19 protein-coding genes and 1 other annotated feature are annotated in these 21,043 nt (G+C 34.7%); of the genes, 13 read left to right on the forward strand and 6 right to left on the reverse strand.

Annotated elements, in window-relative coordinates; all coding sequences use genetic code 11:
- Positions 1 to 7: 7 nt before the first annotated feature.
- On the forward strand, positions 8 to 778 hold the full coding sequence (locus GVV10_RS00425) for a TatD family hydrolase (RefSeq protein ID WP_159518406.1): 771 nt from the start codon (positions 8 to 10) through the stop codon (positions 776 to 778).
- Positions 775 to 2,118, forward strand: coding sequence for an aldehyde dehydrogenase family protein (locus GVV10_RS00430; RefSeq protein WP_159518408.1), 1,344 nt, complete (start codon positions 775 to 777; stop codon positions 2,116 to 2,118). The genes GVV10_RS00425 and GVV10_RS00430 overlap by 4 nt, the downstream gene beginning before the upstream one ends.
- Positions 2,119 to 2,182: 64 nt before the next feature.
- Here GVV10_RS00430 and GVV10_RS00435 read toward each other — a convergent pair whose 3' ends face one another.
- Complete coding sequence (locus tag GVV10_RS00435) at positions 2,183 to 2,854, reverse strand: methionine ABC transporter permease (RefSeq protein WP_236261836.1); 672 nt, start codon at positions 2,852 to 2,854, stop codon at positions 2,183 to 2,185.
- Positions 2,847 to 3,821: a methionine ABC transporter ATP-binding protein gene (locus GVV10_RS00440; protein ID WP_159518412.1), complete on the reverse strand. Its 975-nt coding sequence runs from the start codon at positions 3,819 to 3,821 to the stop codon at positions 2,847 to 2,849. Before GVV10_RS00440 ends, GVV10_RS00435 begins: the two co-directional genes overlap by 8 nt.
- A gap of 43 nt (positions 3,822 to 3,864) precedes the next feature.
- Positions 3,865 to 4,097: a binding site (T-box leader), on the reverse strand.
- A 79-nt stretch (positions 4,098 to 4,176) separates the two neighbouring features.
- Between GVV10_RS00440 and GVV10_RS00445 the strand changes: the two genes are divergently transcribed.
- From GVV10_RS00445 to GVV10_RS00480, 8 genes are all read left to right on the forward strand, one after another.
- Positions 4,177 to 4,629, forward strand: a complete 453-nt coding sequence (locus tag GVV10_RS00445) for a QueT transporter family protein (RefSeq protein WP_159518414.1) — start codon at positions 4,177 to 4,179, stop codon at positions 4,627 to 4,629.
- Positions 4,630 to 4,801: 172 nt separating this feature from the next.
- Entirely contained in the window at positions 4,802 to 5,638 is an 837-nt protein-coding gene (locus tag GVV10_RS00450) for a 3D domain-containing protein (protein WP_159518416.1), read from the forward strand.
- 65 nt (positions 5,639 to 5,703) lie between these two features.
- Complete coding sequence (gene rnmV / locus GVV10_RS00455; RefSeq protein ID WP_159518418.1) at positions 5,704 to 6,252, forward strand: ribonuclease M5; 549 nt, start codon at positions 5,704 to 5,706, stop codon at positions 6,250 to 6,252.
- Complete coding sequence (gene rsmA / locus GVV10_RS00460; RefSeq protein ID WP_159518420.1) at positions 6,233 to 7,048, forward strand: 16S rRNA (adenine(1518)-N(6)/adenine(1519)-N(6))-dimethyltransferase RsmA; 816 nt, start codon at positions 6,233 to 6,235, stop codon at positions 7,046 to 7,048. The genes rnmV and rsmA overlap by 20 nt, the downstream gene beginning before the upstream one ends.
- Complete coding sequence (gene ispE, locus GVV10_RS00465; protein ID WP_159518422.1) at positions 7,041 to 7,871, forward strand: 4-(cytidine 5'-diphospho)-2-C-methyl-D-erythritol kinase; 831 nt, start codon at positions 7,041 to 7,043, stop codon at positions 7,869 to 7,871. Before rsmA ends, ispE begins: the two co-directional genes overlap by 8 nt.
- Positions 7,872 to 7,908: 37 nt before the next feature.
- Entirely contained in the window at positions 7,909 to 9,273 is a 1,365-nt protein-coding gene (glmU, locus tag GVV10_RS00470) for a bifunctional UDP-N-acetylglucosamine diphosphorylase/glucosamine-1-phosphate N-acetyltransferase GlmU (protein WP_159518424.1), read from the forward strand.
- Positions 9,273 to 10,232 carry a ribose-phosphate diphosphokinase gene (locus tag GVV10_RS00475; protein WP_159518426.1) on the forward strand — a complete coding sequence of 320 codons (960 nt, stop codon included), beginning with the start codon at positions 9,273 to 9,275 and terminating at the stop codon, positions 10,230 to 10,232. Before glmU ends, GVV10_RS00475 begins: the two co-directional genes overlap by 1 nt.
- Before the next feature lies 1 nt (position 10,233).
- Positions 10,234 to 10,650 (forward strand): NUDIX hydrolase, encoded by a 417-nt coding sequence (locus GVV10_RS00480; protein ID WP_159518428.1) that lies wholly within the window; start codon positions 10,234 to 10,236, stop codon positions 10,648 to 10,650.
- Here GVV10_RS00480 and GVV10_RS00485 read toward each other — a convergent pair.
- Both GVV10_RS00485 and GVV10_RS00490 read right to left on the reverse strand, forming a co-directional pair.
- Positions 10,616 to 13,732, reverse strand: a complete 3,117-nt coding sequence (locus GVV10_RS00485; RefSeq protein WP_159518431.1) for a UvrD-helicase domain-containing protein — start codon at positions 13,730 to 13,732, stop codon at positions 10,616 to 10,618. The genes GVV10_RS00480 and GVV10_RS00485 overlap by 35 nt on opposite strands.
- Positions 13,732 to 16,128: a PD-(D/E)XK nuclease family protein gene (locus GVV10_RS00490; RefSeq protein ID WP_159518433.1), complete on the reverse strand. Its 2,397-nt coding sequence runs from the start codon at positions 16,126 to 16,128 to the stop codon at positions 13,732 to 13,734. The genes GVV10_RS00485 and GVV10_RS00490 overlap by 1 nt, the downstream gene beginning before the upstream one ends.
- Before the next feature lie 109 nt (positions 16,129 to 16,237).
- Here GVV10_RS00490 and GVV10_RS00495 point away from each other — a divergent pair, with 109 nt between their 5' ends.
- From GVV10_RS00495 to GVV10_RS00505, 3 genes are all read left to right on the forward strand, one after another.
- The gene (locus GVV10_RS00495; RefSeq protein ID WP_159518435.1) at positions 16,238 to 16,993 is read left to right on the forward strand and encodes an exodeoxyribonuclease III; all 756 of its coding nucleotides are present in this window, start codon (positions 16,238 to 16,240) and stop codon (positions 16,991 to 16,993) included.
- A gap of 18 nt (positions 16,994 to 17,011) precedes the next feature.
- Positions 17,012 to 17,362 carry a DUF1622 domain-containing protein gene (locus GVV10_RS00500; protein ID WP_159518437.1) on the forward strand — a complete coding sequence of 117 codons (351 nt, stop codon included), beginning with the start codon at positions 17,012 to 17,014 and terminating at the stop codon, positions 17,360 to 17,362.
- A gap of 176 nt (positions 17,363 to 17,538) precedes the next feature.
- On the forward strand, positions 17,539 to 19,089 hold the full coding sequence (locus GVV10_RS00505; RefSeq protein ID WP_159518439.1) for a DEAD/DEAH box helicase: 1,551 nt from the start codon (positions 17,539 to 17,541) through the stop codon (positions 19,087 to 19,089).
- A gap of 74 nt (positions 19,090 to 19,163) precedes the next feature.
- Here GVV10_RS00505 and GVV10_RS00510 read toward each other — a convergent pair whose 3' ends face one another.
- Positions 19,164 to 20,012, reverse strand: a complete 849-nt coding sequence (locus GVV10_RS00510; RefSeq protein ID WP_159518441.1) for a DegV family protein — start codon at positions 20,010 to 20,012, stop codon at positions 19,164 to 19,166.
- A 35-nt stretch (positions 20,013 to 20,047) separates the two neighbouring features.
- Entirely contained in the window at positions 20,048 to 20,920 is an 873-nt protein-coding gene (locus GVV10_RS00515; protein WP_159518443.1) for a DegV family protein, read from the reverse strand.
- Positions 20,921 to 21,043 lie beyond the last annotated feature (123 nt).

Consider the following 21,043-nt stretch of genomic DNA (forward strand, 5'->3'; position numbering starts at 1 on the left):
GTTATTTATGTGGATAGACTCGCATGCACATTTAGTAAGTGATGGTTTATATGAAGATTTTGATGAATTAGTCGATAATGCACAACGCAATAATATAGAAAAAATACTGATTATTTGTGGTAATCTTATGGAAATCAAACGAGCCCTTAAAAAAACTGAAGGAAACACCATGTTTGATTTGGCTATTGGGGTTCATCCAGGTTCAGTATCAGACATAAGTAACCATGAATTTAAAGAAATGATGACTTATTTAAATCATCCTCAAGTTGTTGCTGTTGGAGAAATAGGTCTTGATTATTATTGGACAGAAGAGTCAAAACCGCTTCAACTGCAACGATTCAAAGAACAAATAGAACTTGCGAACACTCATGATTTACCAATTATTGTTCATGTTCGTTCATCAATTGAGGATACTTTGAAGATGCTTCAAGCTAATCCAGTTGATAAAAAAGGGGTTATTCATTGCTACAGTGAAACAGATGAAATCCTTAAAACGCTGGTCAATAAGGGCTATTATATTGGTTTTGGTGGTATTGTTACGTTTAAAAATGGTGGAAATGTTCGAGAAGCATTGGATGTTTGTCCACATGATCGAATGTTAAGTGAAACAGATTCTCCGTATTTAGCCCCCGTTCCTAAGCGTGGGAAGAGAAATGAACCTTCATTTGTGATGCATACGGCTCAATATATGGCGAGTTATTTGAATCTAAAAGAAGATGAACTTTCGACTATCTTTAAATCAAACTATTATCGTCTCTTTAAAAGGAGTCAGCGATGATCAAAAAGCAAAAGTCTTTCTATAAGACAACAGAAACTCATGTCATTTCATGGCGACTTAAACAGTTAAAGGCTCTTCAAAAGAGTCTTTTTGACTATGAAGATCGCTTGATCGAAGCATTAGCTCAAGATATGGGAAGAAGCGACTTTGAAGTTTATGTAAGTGAATTGTTAATTGTGAAAAGAAGCCTGACACAGGCTATTAACAAAACAAGAAAATGGTCTAAAACAAAAAGAAAACGTCAGTCAGTACTATTATTGGGAAAAAAATCCTATGTTACACCTCGACCAAGAGGTGTTGTCTTGATAATTTCTCCCTTTAACTATCCCATCCAACTAAGTTTAGTCCCACTGATTACATCCTTAAGTTCAGGTAATCTAGCAACCTTGAAATTGTCATCCAAAACACCGAAAACGGCAAAATTACTCAAAGAAATGCTTGATAATACATTTGAAGATAAAGTAGTCCAAACGTTTATCGGTGAAAAAGAAATTACGAGCCAATTATTGGACGAAGATTTTGATTTAATATTTTTTACTGGTAGTCCACAGGTAGGAAAAATCGTAATGAGCCATGCCGCAAAACATTTAACACCTGTTATTTTAGAATTAGGTGGAAAAAGTCCAGCAATTGTCCTCAAAGATGCAGATTTGAAACAAACAGCAGACCGGATTGTTTGGGGGAAATTCATGAATTCAGGGCAAACATGTGTAGCTCCTGATTATATATTAGTGGATGAGAAAATTAAACAGTCATTAGTCCACCATGTAATACAATCTATTCGAAGTTTTTATGGAGAATTTCCGCTTGATTCTAAAGATTATGGTCATATGATCGATCAAAAATCGCTCGATAGACAAATTGCACTTCTTCAAGGACAAGAAATTATTCATGGCGGGCTTGTTGAAGGCCTCAGACTTGAACCGACCTTGATTTTAGATCCTTCTATGGAATCAGACATAATGAATGAAGAGATATTTGGACCCATCCTTCCCATTATTGGTTTTACGACAATGAATGATGTTTATAAGATTGTTGATGTTAATCCCAATCCCCTTGCATTGTATGTGTTTTCAAAGGATCGTCGTCAAGTCAAAAATATCATGACGAAAATACCTTTTGGCGGTGGCATGATGAATGACACAGTGCTTCATTTAGCCAATGAATGGATTCCTTTTGGAGGAATCAAACAGTCAGGTATGTCAATGTATCATGGGAAAGAAGGGTTTAATAATTTTTCCCATCAACAAAGTTATGTTGAATCAAGTCGGCTTGTGATTCCCTTTCTTTATCCACCTTATGCCGATCGTCTACGTTGGTTTAAAAAGTATTTTAAATAGCGATTGTATTTATAATAAGATTAAAAAAGGTGATTTAAGCATGTGTGCTTAGATCACTTTTTTTTTAGGAATGACGTAAAAGTTTGACTGATAATTTCGCAAGACCTTGGATAAATGAAACGAAAAGGATGATGACAATTAATGATGCAATGGTTATGTCACCCATTCGCTGAGCATGACCATAGCGTTGGACAAATGCACCTAGACCCCCCGCTCCCAGTGTTCCAGAGATAGTCGTTAAACCAAAGAGGCTAATGATTGTAATAGCAAACCCTTGAATAATCGAAGCAAGACCTTCGCGAAGATAGACTTTAAAGATAATATCTTTCGTTGAATCTCCCATTGATAGCGCAGCCTCAATCAAACCCTCATCAATTTCACTGAGGGATAAATCAACTTGTCTAGCAAAGAATGGGGAACTTGCAAGGACTAAAGGAATAATCGCTCCTTTTACACCTAAGGGAGTCCCAACAACTGCTCGTGTAAGGGGGATTAAAGCAGAACTAAAGATAACAAAGGGAATGGATCGGAAGATATTGATTAATTTGTCCAATACTTCATAGATCGAACGATTCTCTTTCAATCCACCTTTACGTGTTATGGTAAGAATAACACCAAATAAAAGACCTAAGGCTAAAACAAAAATACCAGAGAAAGCCATCATGCTTAATGTTTCAAGGATACTGGTCCAAAACTCATCCCAGTAAAGAATTAAATTTGGAAATGATTTACTCATAAGATAAGACCTCCACATCGACATTTTTCTTTAGATAATCTAAAGCCTCTTCAACCTCAGACCCGTATAAATTAATAATAAGACGCCCAAATTGACTTTTACCGATCGTTTCAATATTTCCGTGTAAAATATTAGCTTCGACACTGTAAAGGCGACTGAGCTTAGAAATTAAAGGAACTTGGGCTTCTTCGTGTTTAAAACTTAACTGAAGAAGATAACCTTCTCGATTCAATTTAAGTGATTCTAAATCAAAATTATTAGAATCAAGTAAATCAGATGAACTTGAGAAGACGTCCTCTAATGAGCCATTGTTCAAAATACGCCCATCCTTCATCAAGGCAACTTTATTACAAATTGCTTTAACAACACTCATCTCATGGGTGATTAGGACAATCGTTACCCCAAGCTCACGATTGATTTTAGCCAGTAATTCTAATACAGATTCGGTTGTTTTAGGGTCAAGGGCACTGGTTGCTTCATCACAAAGTAAGATATCAGGATCATTGACTAAAGCCCGAGCAATTGCAACACGCTGTTTTTGACCACCACTGAGTTGGTCAGGATAAGCATGTTGACGATTTTCTAATCCTACAAGCTTTAGAAGGTTATTAATTTTTTCTTCTGCACCTTTTTTTTCACGTCGATTCAAAGGATATTCAATATTTTCATATACTGTTCGAGTTGAAAAGAGATTAAAGTTTTGAAAAATCATCCCAATTCGTTTCCGTTTATTTCTCAATGCAGGCAAACTCAAGTTTTTAAGATCGTCATTTTGAATAACAATATCTCCTGAGTCTGGTTCTTCTAAAAAGTTAATTGTACGAATTAACGTACTTTTTCCAGCACCAGATTGGCCAATAATTCCATAAATATCCCCTTTTTTGATATTTAAAGAGACATCAACCAAGGCATGAATCGATCGGTCTTTTGTAATAAATGTTTTTGATACATTGTTAATCGTTATCATAATACTTCCTCCTTAAAAATAAAAAATCCCTTGCATAAACAATGCAAGGGACGAAATAGTCGTGTTACCACCCTAATTTATCAAATAATCACTTATTTGACCTCTACAAGTACTATCATACTTTGATGCGTTAACGGGCATAACCGAAAGCCTCTACTTAATTTCAAGACCCTAACTCCAAGACCATTTTCATCAATACGTTCTATACCTGTTTCAGCATTTCAGGATTCTCTGTAATAGTTCAGTATTAATTACTTTTCTTTTCATCGCTTTTTCTTTATTAATAGTATTATCAATTAAACACGATTAATTGTCAAGTCGAGTCAATATTGTGTATAATAAACAGGGTGATTTAATGAAAACAAAAGATTTAACAATCAATGCCTTAATAGCGGCAATTTATGTGGCATTAACACTTGCATTTGAACCATTATCCTTTGGTCCTTTACAAGTTCGAATATCAGAAATTTTAATGCTACTCATCTTAGTTGATAAAAAGTTTGCGTTTGGAGTTGTGATTGGTTGCTTTATTGCTAATTTATACAGTCCTTTTATCTATGATGCGATTATTGGGACATCAGCAACAGCACTTGCAGCTTTTTTAATGACAAAGACAGAAAATAAATATCTTGGGTTGCTTTTGCCAGCAATTGTGAATGGTCCTATTATTGGTGCACAGTTATATTTCTTTGCAGATTTACCATTTTTCTTGTCAAGTATTCAAGTGTTCTTGGGAGAAATTATTGCAGTGTTTGTTCCCGGTATTCTGTTCCTTGATCGATTACGTCATGTTCTAAGGAATCTATAAAAATACGATAATCACATATTATCACATAATGTACACAATTATAAAATTAGACCGTATATAAAAGGTATTTGAGCATTTTATGAATCGTGTCAAGTAATAAATGGTCATTTATTTGACCATTTTTTTTGATTATGCTATATTTTCAAAGTCTTTTTTGAAAGGAGACTTATGTATGAAAAAAGTGGCAATGATTGTCTATATGATGGTCATGGCAGCTCTCATCAGTGCATGTACAGTTAATGCTGATGCAAATGCTGATGTAACATATCCAATATTAAATGAAGTAAGTAATGAAGATGAAGAGCCCTATCGGTTTGAGATCGAAGAAGTAGTTGAACAATTAGATGAGCCGAAAGTAGAGACTCGCGAAGCGAGTTCTGTAGTTTCTGGTGGTGCAAGTTGGATTTTTGCCAAGACCCAAGAAGGAAGTCGTGGAACAGTAACAAAACGATTTGAGAAATTATATAATCGTAACGGAGATTTACTATCCCGTATAGAAATACCGGATGCTAAAACTGTGGACGCAACAAAGCCGACCTTATATGAAGGCGGACAAAGAGCCCAAGCAGGAGCATTCTATGACGCGAGTCGTATTACTCGTTATGGTGTAGACTGTGTCGGATGTAATATGTCAAGTGATGGTAAAGGTGGTACCTCAGCTGGTATTGCTTTAGGATTAGATTCAGTTCGTCAACGGAATGGCGAATGGAAAAAAGGAATTACATATGAAGGATATTATATTATCGCAACGTCTGCTACTATCCCATTATGTACAACTGTAGAAATTAGTAATCATACTGTGAGCGGTATGGGAATTACTCCTGGAGTTCCATTTAAAGCGATTGTCCTTGATCGCGGAGGCGCAATACAAGGATCAAAGATTGACTTATTCGTAGGTCGTGAGACCAATATGCCTGTAACTCAAGGTCGTCGTCAAGACGCTAAAGTGAAAATATTAGGCCTAAACTCAAGAACCAAAACAAACGGTAAATGGGCATGTGGCGTATAACACTGGGGAAACTCAGTGTTTTATTATGCTTTCTAATTAGCACAACTTAGTGATATAATGAAGGCATGAAGATAAGAGAAGTTATAATTGTTGAAGGAAAACATGATGTGAGTCGAATTAAAGCATGTGTGGATGCTGATGTCTTGGTAACAAATGGTACTCATGTATCACAGTCTTTCTTAGAACAATGCAAAAAAATAAATGAAACACGTGGGATTATACTATTTACAGATCCAGATGGTCCTGGCGAATGGATACGTCGTAGAATAATGGATTATGTTGGAGATTGTGAACATGCAAGTTTAGATGTAAAACAAGCCAAAAGTAAAAAAAAAGTTGGTATTGAACATGCATCGTGCGAAATGATTAAAAATGCTCTATTAAAAAGAAGTAAATTTGTGCTATCTCATGATACAATAAGCAAAGAAGATTTTAACCGCTTAGGATTAAGTGGAAAAACAATGAGTCAAGCACGACGAGATTTACTATCAGAAGCTTATTCAATTCCAAAAGCGAACGCGAAAACCATGTTTAAGTATCTAAATATGGTGGGTGCTACGTATGAGGAATGTAAAGAACATATAGAGGTGTTGAATGAAAACAATCGCAAATAAGAATGTAAGTATGGACTTACTTGAAAAATATGAACGGAAAGCAAAGAAACGATTTGGGCAAAATTTCATTATCGATCCGTCCGTTGTTGAAAGAATAGCAGAGCACTCTGGTCAAGGTGGTCTGTGTTTAGAAATTGGACCAGGACTGGGTTCACTAACCCAACAATTAGCCAAGCGCTATGACGAAGTGATTGCTTATGAAATCGATGAGCATATGGTTGAGATATTATCAGAAAGTTTAGAAGGCTATGATAATGTTCAAGTACTTCTTGAAGATTTTCTACAAGCTGATTTATCGTATCTTGAAGATAAACCATTATCTGTATGTGCTAATTTACCCTATTACATCACAACACCAATTCTATTTAAATTAATGGAACTTAAAGCCAAACGGATCACAGTCATGGTACAAAAAGAAATATCAGACCGCCTGACTGCTCAACCTAAGACAAAAGACTACAGTTCATTGAGCATTATGATGCAATATTATTTCTCAATTAAAACTGTCATGAAAGTATCACGAGAATCGTTTCACCCAAGACCCAATGTTGATTCAATTATTATTCAATTGACACCCTTAGAATCAACAATGCCTTTTAATGAGAAAGAATTTTTCGAATTTGTTCGAAAATGCTTTCAGTTTAGACGAAAAACATTAGTGAATAATTTAAAAACAATCGATAAAGATATTGATTATGCAAAAACTTTGAATAAAATTGGATTAGATGAGCGAGTACGAGCAGACTATTTAACGCTTAATGATTACTTAAACTTGTATGGTGAGCTTTATGCGTAGGAAAGCTTACGCAAAAATCAGTCTGTTTTTACAAGTAGTTGGTCGTGAAGACGGTAAACTGCATTTTCGTAATATTTTATATCCAATTGATTTATTTGATATGGTCTATTTAGATGTTAGTGATGAATTAAGAATAGAGAGTAATAAGACATATTTACCTAATGACAAACGTAACACTGTTTTTAAAGCAGTGAAATTGATGAAGAAACGATATAAAATAAAAGAAAATTTTCATATAAGGATTGTAAAGAACATTCCTGCACAATCAGGATTAGGCGGTGGCAGTGCAGATGCTGCGGCAGTGATTCAGATGTTGAATGAGAAGTATGATCTTCAGTTATCACATGAAGAACTTATTTCGATTGGGCGGGAAATTGATGAAGACACTCCTTTTTGTTTGTTCAATCGTCCGGCGATTGTTGAAAAAGAAGGTTCTGAGTTAACCTTCATTGATACAGAGATATCAATGTACTATCTACTCATTAAACCAAAGTATGGAATCAGCACAAAACGTTTTATGAAAGGATTTCATATTTTTAGTGACGACGATGAAAAATTTGAACAATGTTATGATGCGTTGTTAACGAATGACTACAATCGTTTTGTTAACACAACCCATAATGACTTCCAAAAAAGTGTAGGAAAACGTAATCGCAACATTAATCGTCTCGTCAAAAAGATGAATGACTATGGATTGGAAGGGGTGTGTATGACTGGGAGTGGGACTGCTGTTTATGGTTTTTCACAAGATTTAGATTTGGTGTTAAAGATTCATAAAGATTTAGCACTAAAGTATCCATTTGTAAAATACGGAAAGATTTAGTCTTTGTTATGTTAAAATAAAAAAGGAGGCGGTAGTCATGAAATATGCAATTGTACTTGCAGCGGGTCGTGGTACTCGTATGCGAACAGGAAAAAATAAAGTGATGCATGAGTTACTTCATAAGCCAACCATTGGACATTTGGTCTCTAATTTAGAAAAAATAAAGATTGATCAAACTGTGGTTGTGACGGGTTATGATAGTGAAAGTGTGGAAGCATACCTGAAAGATCGAGTTTCTTATGCTTATCAGGATGAACAAATTGGTACAGGTGATGCAGTTTCAAAGGTTACACAACTTGCCGATAAAAAAGGATCGACATTGTTAGTCTTTGGAGATACAGGTTTATTACAACCAGAAATGATTCAAACAATTTTTGATAAGCATGAAGGTCATGATTTAACAATCACTACGGCTATTTCAAAGGAACCAGGAAGTGAGAGCCGAGTCATTCGCGATAATCAAGGAATGGTTTCGAAGGTTGTGAATCATCGTGATTTAAGTGATGTTGAATTAAAGTCAGTCAATGAAGTAAATTTAGGTGTATATTGCTTTGATAATGAACTATTGTTTGAGTATTTACCAAAAATAGAAGCAACAGGTCCACGAATGGATTTAAATATCATTGACTTAGTCCGGATTATGAGAGAAGACGGACGTCAAGTTCAAGCTTTGCGAGTCAGTGATTCAAAACAATTTACGGCGATTGCAGATCGTCATCGCATGGCGAGTGCTCAAAGATGGCTTCAAGATAAAATTAATGAAGGACATATGGATAAGGGTGTAACAATCTTAGATCCAAACACAACTTTTATTGGACCAGACGTAAAAATTCAAGAAGATACAACAATTTATCCGAATAATCACATTTACGGTGTTACAAGCATCAAAAATAATGTTACAATATATCCTGGATGTTGGATAGAAGATGGAGTCATAGGTGAGAATACAGAAATTCACAGTTCGAAGATAAGCCAATCTCGGGTTGGAAAAAATAGTACTGTGGGTCCAAATGCTCATTTACGCCTTAACTCAAAAGTAGGTCAAAATGTCCGTATTGGGAACTATGTGGAATTAAAAAATAGTTCCGTTGCTTCTGGAAGTTCATGTGCACACTTAACATATTTAGGTGATGCAGAAATAGGTAAGAACGTTAATATTGGCTGTGGAGTGGTCACAGCAAATTATGATGGTTCAAAGAAACATAAAACAATTATTGGAGATAATGTATTTGTAGGGAGTAATTCAAGTTTAATTGCACCTCTGAAGATTGGAGCAAATGCAAAAATTGCTGCCGGTTCAACAATTGTTGATGATGTGGGGTCTTATGACTTAGCTATTGCACGAACACGACAAGAAGTAAAGAAAGAATATGTGAAGAAAAAGAAGGAAAAGGAAGTATAATGAGAGAAAATATAGTAGTTTTTGGATTGTCATCAAACGTGGAGTTGACAGCGGAGATTTGCGAACATTTAGATCTTAAACCAGGTAAAATTGATGTTAAACATTTTGCGGATGGCGAAATTTTAATTGAACCTTTAGAATCAGTTCGTGGAAAACATGTTTATATTGTACAATCAACAAGTACACCAGTTAGTGAAACATATATGGAAGTATTAATTGCAATTGATGCCTGTAAACGTGCATCAGCAAAAGAGATTACAGTGGTCATGCCATACTTTGGTTATGCAAGACAAGATCGTAAAGCACGTGCTCGTCAACCAATTTCAGCGAAACTTATGGCGAACTTGCTTGAAACAGCTGGGGCAGATCGTGTTGTTACTATTGATCTGCATGCACCACAAATTCAAGGATTCTTTGATATTCCTACGGATGACTTAACAGCAGTTGCAATGATTGGACAATATTATCGCAAAAAAGGCTTTGATCAAGACATTGTTGTCGTATCACCAGATCATGGTGGTGCAACACGTGCTCGTAAATTAGCGGATACCATCCCTAATTCAAGCATTGCAATTATTGATAAGCGTCGTACCAAGCCAAACGTTGCTGAAGCAATGAACTTAATTGGTGAAGTTGATGGAAAAATCGCGATTGTTATTGATGATATGGTTGATACAGCTGGATCATTAATGGGCGGAATCAATGTGCTCTATGAAAAAGGAGCTAAGGAAGTATACTGTGCATGTACACACGGTATTTTATCAGGACCAGCAGTTGAAAGAATTGCTAACTCTGATATAAAAGAACTACTAATTACAAACACAATCTCATTATCTGAAGAAGCAAAAAGTGTTTCAAAGATTAAACAAATCTCAGTTGCATACATGCTGGCCAAATGTATTGAAGCAATTCAAGACCATACACCAGTCAGTACCCTCTTTGATTTATTTAACGATTAATATGAAGCGCGTTAATATAATTATTGTTTTTGATCCAACAGAAACAAACATATTAATGTGCCATAGACAAAAAGAGCCCTATAAAGGGCTCTATAATTTTGTAGGTGGCAAACAGATTGACGGTGAAACTGACAAAGAGGGTGCTTACCGTGAATTATTTGAAGAAACAGGAATCAAACGCAGCGATATAAACTTAGAGTACTTGTATAAAACTCAGTATTATATCGATCAAATTGAACTTCAAGTATTTTTTGGAACACTAAAGCATGAGGTTGAACTCATTGAAGAGGCTCACCCATTATTATGGATGAACCTCGAAAAAAACTTTGCGGATGAAAGTAAATTTGCCGGTGAAGGTAATATTAAACATATGCTTTTATTAATCAAAGCGATACATGAACGTAGTCGCCAAGATTAAAACTATAGATATAACACTTAATTGAGCGCTTTGGATAAACTTTATCTAAAGCGTTTTTATATCGCTTGATTTGATCTTTGTATCGCTCAATCAAAACATCAGCTGTTACATTGTCACTTTTAAAGTCGACAATAATGATTTCATCAGGATTAATGGCGGTAAAGTCAATAATTCCATTCACAATTTCGTTGTCTTCTCGTATTAGGAACGGTAATTCATGTTCAATTGTTATAAATGAATATAATTTTTGGGTGAAAGGATGGTTATTATAAGCTAAGAGCCTTTGTTGAATGCTACGATCAAATGAAAAGAGCTGATGTTTGTGCCACAGTGTGTGTGGCAAGGATTCAATGGCTTCATGAAGGGTAGTTCCATAGTTCATCGCCCATTTTGATTCGGGGTTTAAGTCTAATCCACCAAACGGATCACTTGAAAACATTGTTGGAACAGTTAATTCAAGGTTGTCGAAGAATAATTGACGTTTTTCTAATTTTACGTCATCCAGTGACTCAAAATTAATTTCAGAAGCATCTCTGACAATGATTTGGCTATACTGTGGACTTGCTGCTGCAAGTAATAATTGAATTTGACGTTGATAATTTAGAAGTAAGTGACGGTTTAATGGTTGTGATTGGACTTCTTTCACAACATCTAAAACAATGAGCTTATTTTGAGGTCTGGTTAAAGCAACATAAAGCAAGCGAAGCATTTCTTCTAGTTCTTCATGTGTTTGTTTATATTCAATGAGTTCTCGTATGAGTGTTTTCTTACGAATACGTAAAGGCATATCTAAGTGATTAATCCCTAAACCAAATAAATCATCAAAAACGATGGGGCTCATGTGATCCATAACGGTTAAACGTCCGCCAGACCAAAAGAATACGATTGGAAATTGTAAACCTTTCGATTGATGGACCGTCATCACTCTTACAACATCATCATCGTTACTTAAATGACTTGCTTCACTGCTTTGGTCATCTTCTAATGCTTCAACAAACATCAAGAATCCTTGGATATTAGGCACTGAGTTTTTTTGAAACTGAATGGCTTTGTCGAGTAAAAAATCTAGATTTGTTTTATCTTGAATTGAGAGTACTTGAATGTAAGCATTGTTAAGCTGATAAATTTCTTGAAGGATCGATATGATGTCTTTGAATTTCCATGTTTGAACCATATCATGGATTTCTTGATAAAGTTTGGGATGTGTTAACCTTAAATTCTCATTAAACGACTGATTGCTTGTAAGTTTTATGATTGCAAGGTCGTTTTCGGATAAGTTAAAGAATGGTGATCGTAATGCTTTCGCAAGGTAATAATCGTTGTAAGAAACACTGTATCTTAATAAATTGAGAACAGCATCAACAATTTCCGAATTAAAAAAACCGATTCTTTCACTAATATAATGAGGAATGTTTGCTTCTTCAAAGGCACGTTTTAAGTATGTTTTTTGGGCGTGGCCTCGAATGAGAACAGTCATATCGTTAAAAGAATACCCGTCATTATAATGACGAATAATTTCATTGGCAATATGACGAGCCCGTTGATCATTTTTATTCAGTTCATATTCCTCATCACCCAATTCGAATAGGTGAAGTTCCACTGGAAAGCCACCTTCTTTTTGTGAATCTAAACCACAAATAACGTGATCATGTTCAGAATATTTACTGTTATTGCTCAAATTCATGAGTCGATCAAAAACATCATTGTTAAACATAACAATGTCTTCTTTGGAGCGATAATTATAACTCAAATATAAATTTTGATGATCGTCATCTTCCATGAGATTTTTCATAATTTGAGGTTTAGCACCTCTAAAACGGTAAATTGATTGTTTGATATCGCCAACTCTAAACAGATTGTAACCATTAGAAATTAAGCGAATAATTTCATCTTGAATTTCGTTGGTATCTTGAAATTCGTCAACCATAATTTCTTGATAATGGTTTTGTAATTGACGTGCGACGGCATAGTTATTTGCCTTTAAAATATCAAGTGCAAAGTGTTCAAAGTCATCAAAATCAAGACTGTTATCAGCTTCCTTTAACCGTTGGTATTCGTCAAGATATTCAACTGTAAATTGAATAAAACTGTTAACGAGTGGAGCACTGTCGTTCATTAATTCGAAATGTTTTTCTAAACTTATATAATTTGAGAGTGATTGTTTAATCAAAGATTCTAAGGGTGTTTTTGCTTCCTTAAAATCTTCGGATCCTCTTACTGCCGGAAGTTTGAAGTCAAAAATCAAGGGTAAATCTTTATAGAAGCTGATATCTTTCTGTTTGCATTTCATTAATGCTTGGGTCATTAAATCACTTTTGACTCTTAAGATAGGATTGTTTTTAGCAGCAACAGTTGTTTCTTTAGCTTCTCGATCCACGACTTCAATAATGTTGTTGAGGTGAAAAAGAGATTGTGAGAGCAATTCTTCATAACGAATAAAGAACATTGTCTGGAAATGGGGTGGCCATTGCTCAAATGATTGTGCTGTGTAGACACTATTTAGATCTTGAATTGCGTGTTTAGGATCTTTTTTTGAACGTAACCACAATCCAGATTCGTTAATTGACTTTTTAAAACTGTTAACATCGAGTGGATTACTTGAAAAATACTCTACGAGATTATAGGTTAGGTCATATTGATGTTTTAACCATTGGTTTAAAATGTTTTTAAAGGCTTCGTCTTTGAGTAAATTGACTTGTGCTTCATCAAGAATGTTTTCCGTCCGGCTTGGGTTAATACCTAAAGTGTAGCCGTAGTTTTTAATCAGTGATAAGCAATAAGAATGAATTGTTGTAATTTCAGCTGTTTCAACCAAAGCAATTTGTTCTTCTAAAAACTCACTGGGTTGAGTCTTGAAGGTATCGTGTAACTCTTTCAATAAGCGTGTTTTCATTTCTTGAGCAGCTGCCTCAGTAAAGGTCATTGCACAAATTTGTTGAATATGTACATGATCATTCAAGATTCGTTTCATCAACCGAGCGATTAAAACCGTTGTTTTACCTGCCCCGGCCGAGGCTGATACAATAATGTTTTTTCCAAGTTCATTAATTGCTTGTTGTTGTTGTGGATTAAAGGTTGCCATTAACGAATCTCCTTTCTTAGATCAATATCTTCAAGCTCGATGTGAAGCTCATCGGGATCTAAAATACCCTTGATTATAGATTCATAAAGGGTGTTATAACGATCTTTAAGAACCTCTTTTAATTTTTCAAAATCATAGACATATTTTGTTCTATGAATAATTTCACCATCTTTATTCGACAACCCATTCCAGTACACTTCAGAAAGAAAGTATGTCATAGGGTCTTCAAAAAACCACCCTGTGTAGCGTTTTTCCTTTAACCATTCGTCTTGATTGTTTATGGTGTCAACAGGTTCTAAACCCTTGGTTGTCGTATAGTGATAGGTTTTATGGTTAATCGCTAACGGATTTCTAAAGCTATAATAGAAGACAGCTAATGGTTTACGACCTGTCTCTTCTTGAATAATTGATGCATAGGTTAAAAGTTGTAATTGTCGCCCAGCCAAGACTTCTGCTTCTTGCATTTTTGTCATACTGCTTTTGTAATCAACGATAATAAAATAGTCATCCAAGACATCAATTCGATCCACATAGCCTTTTAAGCGGACATTTGCAAACATATCAGTTGTGATAACTTCTTTTTCAAATGAGTCTGCTTTAAAACGAGTATTTTCAGCAGCCTCTTTAAGGTGCTCTAAGTTGCTAGCCATCATTTTATTATTACGATCTTCAATCAACTTTAAAAAGAGCGAGTCATGTGGGAAACGATTCCAAACATGATGTTTCCATGCAGAATGATCATCACCCGTTTCAACAATCTCATGATTTAAATTACCCAAAACAAGAGGATTAAACGATAGGTCTTGTTCTTCCCTTAATTTAAGACCATTCTCATAAAAATAAAGCAAAGGGTCCTGCGCATATTTTTGTAACGATGAAACAGACCCAAAGATTACGTCATCACGGGTGAATAATTGTTTTGCGAGATGGGGGTCAAGGGATGGCTTCTCTTTATAACGATACTGAATTTCATCAAGTGGCCACATTTTAGCCTCAAGATTATTTTTATCACAGAAATCTTTAATCTCGAATGCTGGTTCTTGTCCTTTCCCCTCATAGTTTGCGACATGATAACTCAAGGTAAGATTATCAGACAAGGTATAAAGACGTCGTTTTTGTAATAGTTCGTAATATGTTCGATCTTGAAGACTTGGGTAATGATCGATTCTTGAGACATAATTCTCATCAATAATCCCTTTTAATGAAGAAACATTTGGAAAGTTTGCTGCCGTTAAACCAAGAACATAAAGAGGTCCTTCTACACTTAAAGGTAAATTATTGTAATCAAAAATGTTCCAGTGTTCTGGTACAACAGATTGTCCTTTAAACGACGTAAGATGAGAAATAATCAACTGATGATTTTCTTTAATTAAAAATTGAGTATAATTTTCATAATATAATTTAAACACGTTGATGTCTTGAGGGTACGATTCTTTCATTAAAGTATAAATGAATGAGAAAGACTCATTATAAGTCAATGGTTGAATCGATTCGATGATAGTATGTAGTGTTTGGATGTCCTCCGCAACTTTTTCTTGAAGTTTATAAATACTTGATTCACAATCTGTTGTGTAATGAGAATGGAGATTGTCTAATATTGAGCGATCGTAACGAAGTTCAAAATGTTGGAGGTATGTTAAAACATCACCAGATCGCTTCAACTGAAAAGCGTTGTCTTTTAATGCATTATAAAAATTCCGAGTATTTGGGTTATCAATAAACTCTAAGAAACTAACAAATTGTTTCTTCAAGATATTAATCTTACGTTGTTCTAAGGGAGCATTCATTCCATAACGAAGTAAGATTGATTCGAGTAATGGTAAGTAATCATTGAGGCTTGGTAATGCAATATTGACATGTGTTTCTTTTGTAAGTAAAATTTCTTGAATGACACTTTCGATTTCTTGTCGTTTATTTTGTGCGAAAAAGTATCGTATGGTTGACGGGTTCTTCTCTTCACTAAAAAAGAGATGGTTATCTTTAGTGTAATGAAAATTTGCATTGTTTAAATTTGTCGGAATGACAAAATCATTGTCTTTTAACGATATAGGATTTTCAATTAAAGGAAAGATTAAGTCAACACATTGATGAATTTCTTTATCAAGTTCAGTATCGTCTGGAAGTGAATCTGGCGTTATCGAGTAAAGTTTTAGACTTTGAACAAACTGAATTAACGTTTCTGTTGTTTTGGGGTACATGATAGTATCGTTAAGAATCGTCAAATCAAGTGTTTGCAATGCTTTAAAAACATTGAAAGAAAGTTCAATGTGATCTTGATAATTAAAAAGATAAGAAATAGGATGAACCGCAGTTCCTAATTCATACTCTTTTGAAGATAATAATGATTGTTTAACTTGATTTTGTAATGCCCCAGCACAGATGTAATTTTTCCTCATAAACACACTCCTTATCTATATTATAGGTCATATTCATTTGATATGTTTATTTATCTTGATAAAGTTAATATTAAAGATTATAGTTTTGATAGAGACGAGGTATAAAAATATGAAATTAATATCATGGAATGTTAACGGACTACGTGCAATTATGAAAAAAGAGTTTCCAGAACAGTTTATAGAACTTGATGCGGATATCTTATGTTTACAAGAAACAAAGATGCAAGAAGGACAACTTGACTTTTTTCCAGAAGGATATCACACGTATTATAATTATGCAGTGAAAAAAGGATACTCAGGAACTGCGGTGTTTTCAAAGATTGAACCTTTATCGGTTCGTTATGGCATCGAGATTGAAGAACATGATCAAGAAGGACGTGTTATTACTTTGGAATTTGAAGACTTCTTTCTCGTGAATGTTTACACACCCAATTCACAAACGAAGTTAAAAAGACTAGAGTATAGAATGCAATGGGAAGACGATTTCCGTGAGTATTTAACTGAATTAGATGCAGAAAAACCTGTTGTGCTATGCGGCGATTTAAACGTTGCTCACCAGGAAATCGATTTAGCCAATCCAGACAGCAATCGTAAAAACCCTGGTTTCTCAGACGAAGAGCGTTCACAGATAGGGAATCTCCTTGAAGAAGGATTCATTGATTCGTTCCGTTATTTCCACCCAACAGAAGAAAATAGATATTCATGGTGGAGCTATCGAACAGCTGCCAGAACCCGCAATGTTGGCTGGAGAATTGATTACTTTGTTGTTTCCCAACAATTAGAAGATGCAATGCTTAATGCAGATATCCTCGATCAAATGATGGGAAGCGATCATTGTCCTGTCTTACTTGAATTGAGTATCTAATCGATAGGAGGAGAAAACATGTCACTTAAAGAGATTGTGGAAGGCTTAGTTTTATTTATTAATGCCATTTCCATCTTAATTCTAATTTATGGTGTTGTGAAGGCAACCTTATCATTTGTGTACAACGAATTTACTAAAAATTCCAAACATGCAACAGAACTCGATAAGCGGATGTCGATTAATCGAATTAAATATCAATTAGGAACATATATTTTGTTAAGTTTAGAGGTGTTGATTGCTGCGGATATCATCGAATCAATCATTAATCCTACGTATCAAGATTTAATCATTCTTGCAGGGGTCGTTATAATTAGAACGGCAATATCATTTTTCCTAGCAAAAGAGATTGAAAACAGTGATGAAGACTAAAAGTACGACGATAGCGCGTACTTTTTTATTGAGTTAACCATTAGTTCAAAAGAATAGATTGGATAGGAGATGAGTTAGAAGGTCATTGTTTTTGTTATCTTAAAAGAATAATACATGACATCCATAGGTGAATATGTTATACTTGACCGGTGTGTTTAGGAAGAAGTAGGTAAAGAATGAAATTTGAAGAATTAGGCTTAAGTCAACCGTTACTAGCGTCTATTAAAGACAAGGGTTATGAAGAGCCAAGTGAAGTACAAGTAAAAAGTATTCCTTTATTACTTGAAGGTAAAGATGTTTTGGCTCAATCACAAACAGGAACGGGAAAGACGGCGGCATTTGGTCTTCCTTTACTAAATAAGCTAGAAACTGATTTTGGAAAAGGCGTGAAGGGATTAATTTTATGTCCAACACGTGAATTAGCAATCCAAGTTGCGCAAGAATTAACAGAATTTGGAAAGTATATGCCAAATGTTAACATCGCAACAATTTTTGGTGGACAACCCATTCATTTGCAAATCCGAGATTTAAAACGCGGTGCAAATATTGTTGTTGCAACACCAGGTCGATTATTAGACCATATCAATCGTAAAACGATTAATTTAAAAACATGTAAATACTTAGTATTAGACGAAGCAGATGAGATGCTTAACATGGGATTCATTGATGATATTAAAGAAGTCTTAACACATATTGACAAAAAAAGTCAAATGACTTTCTTCTCAGCAACCATGCCCAAAGCAATTTTAGATTTAAGTTCATCGTTCCTTGATAATCCTAAGATTGTGAAATTATCACAAAAATCTTTGGCGTCAGGTCGTATTGAACAAGTTTACTATGAAGTTACACCAAAAAATAAAAAGGATCTTTTAATTCAATTGTTGAAGTTGAATGATGGGAAACAAATTATGGTGTTCTGTAATACCAAACGTATGGTAGATGAATTAGCAGAAGTTTTACAAAAAGAGAAAATATCCGTTTTAAGCTTACATGGTGACATTAAGCAAGATCAAAGAACAGTTGTTATGAGACAGTTTAAACGTCAAGCAGCAAATGTTATGGTAGCAACTGATGTTGCTGCACGTGGTATCGATGTCGATAGTATGGACTTAGTTGTTAACTATGACTTGCCACAAGAATTAGAGTATTATGTACACCGTATTGGTCGTACAGGACGTGCTGGAAGAGAAGGTAAAGCAATTTCATTAATTAAACCAAATGAGAAAAACTCTCTACGTCAAATTGAACGTAAAGTTCAAACTAAAATTGAACAATTACCATTACCAACTCAAGATGATTTGGATAATGCAGTGTTCTCAACGTTAACAGAATTTGTGGATCGTCCTCGTAAAGAGAATAATCAATCTGTTCAAGCATTTATCGATCGTGTTAAGAATAGTGATATGGATCAAGAAGCAATTCTTGAAGTCTTTATTAAAGATTTCTATTTCCGTCATGGTTCTAAACCAATTCGTGAAGAAAAACGTGGTAAAGCAAAAGGTGGAGCATATCAAACGCTTATTTTACCAATCGGTCGTAACCAAAAAGTTCATAAAGCTGAATTACTAAAATTCTTACATGAAAAGACTGGTTTAAACAGTCGTTCATTTGGAAATATTAAGATCAGAAACAGGGAATCTCATGTTGAAGTTCCTAAAAAAGATCTAAAACAAGTAAAGCAAGCCTTGAACAATCAATCTTATAAAAATAGAAAAATAAAATTATAAGTAAAGCACAGATGAAAGTCTGTGCTTTTTTTTATGGATAATAAAACACCGCATCATTTCGATACGGTGTTCATTTATATTTTTTTGAAATACTGTAAGGCAATCGTACCAATACCAACATGTGCTGAAACAGTAGAAATTAAAGGGATTCTAACGACTTCTGTTTTAGGGAAAGTTTCCTTTAGGAGCTTTTCCATTTGAACAGCATCTTTCTCGTTATCCACGTCCGCAAGTGTTATTTGGTAATTCTCATCGACTCCTTCTTCTTCAAAGGCAGTTACAACACGTTCTAATGCCCGAGACATGGTTCGTACTTTATCAAAAGGATCGATAATCCCCTTTGTCGAGCGATCAAGGTGTAAAATAGGTTTAATTCTTAATAGCCCACCTAATTTTGCTGCAAGTGGCGAAAGTCTCCCTCCTGCAGATAAGTGTTTTAAATCATCTGGGATAATAAACGTGTTGCTGTGATCAACGATATCATTAAGTATCACTTTCACTTCATCGACTGTATGGCCATCATTTAAAAGACGACGAGCAGTTAAACCACAATACAATTCAATGTGCATGGTTGTAAAACAATCAAAATAATCAAAGGCAATGTCAGCAAACGATGCTGCACTAATCATGGCTTGAATTGTTCCGGATAATCCTGTTGTGATGGGAATTGCTAGGATTTGATCATACCCATCATCCTTAATTTTTTTAAATAAGCTTTCGATTTCTCCTAAGATAGGCAAAGAAGTCTGAACACGAATTCCCCGTCTCATTTTATCGTTGACCTCATCGACACTAATTTCAATGCTTTCCAAATATGATGTTTCCCCTTCAATAATTTGGAGTGGTATCGCATAGAGACCAGCCTGATTAATTCCTTCATTAAAATAATTACTACCACTATCAACTACAATTGCTGTTTTCATCGCTTTTACCTCCTACATGTATTATACATTAGTTTCTATAAACTAATGTTATCAACATCTAGCGCCCATTGCAATGCTACTGTATGCAATCCTGCATGACTTGATAACGCTGCAGGTAGAACTGTAACAGTGAATTTAAAATCACCGATTTTTTCACGAATCTGTTTGATTAACTCTTCCACAACACGATCGGCCTCCAAATGAGGTAAGTATAAAACATGTTCTTGTGGATTAATATTGTTCTTTTTTAAATCATTGATAATTTCATCAATAAGTTTTTGTTCAGTTCTAGTTGTCTTGAACTTATCAATCGTATCACCATGATTACTTAACTTTAATAAGACTTTAATTTTCAGCATAGATGCTAACGTCGCAGCAGGCTTTGATATACGCCCCCCTTGCTTTAGCTGTTCCAAATTTTCAGGATAAACATAAGATTCAGTATTTTTAAAGAAAACATTGTCTAAGTAATCAGTAATCGCTTGAGGTTCCCAGTGGTTCTCATTTAAAAATCTGATATGTTTAATTGCTTCTTGGACTGGTCCAGCAAGAGATTGAGTATCAATTAAACTTAAATTATCGAGTTGAACTTCATTTAAAGCGTATTGAAATGAAGCGTAGGTTCCAGACAAACTCGAAGTTAAACTTAATACGAAAATATGATCGTAGTCTTTTTCTTTAACGTTGTTTAAAATATTAATCATCGTTCCTAAGTTTGGTTGAGATGTTTTTAAACTTACTTTGTTCCGAATTAATTCACTGACTTCTTCATGGCTAATATCAATTTGATCGGAAAATTCTTTGTCACTGTGAATAATGGTGAGTGGAGCAATGTAGATCCCCATTTCATTTGCTTGTTTTTGTGTTAATGCGACTGATGAGTCACAAATGATTGCTATATTTTTCATAAAATATCCTCCAACAAAAATGATTATACAGCTAATTACTTTGACTGTCAAAGGAATAACTTAATGCTTTACATCTAAACAATATCAATTCATAATGAATTCATACGAAATTCATAGCAAGTC

It is taken from the genome of Erysipelothrix urinaevulpis (assembly GCF_009828835.1).
Taxonomy (GTDB): Bacteria; Bacillota_I; Bacilli_A; order Erysipelotrichales; family Erysipelotrichaceae; genus Erysipelothrix; species Erysipelothrix urinaevulpis.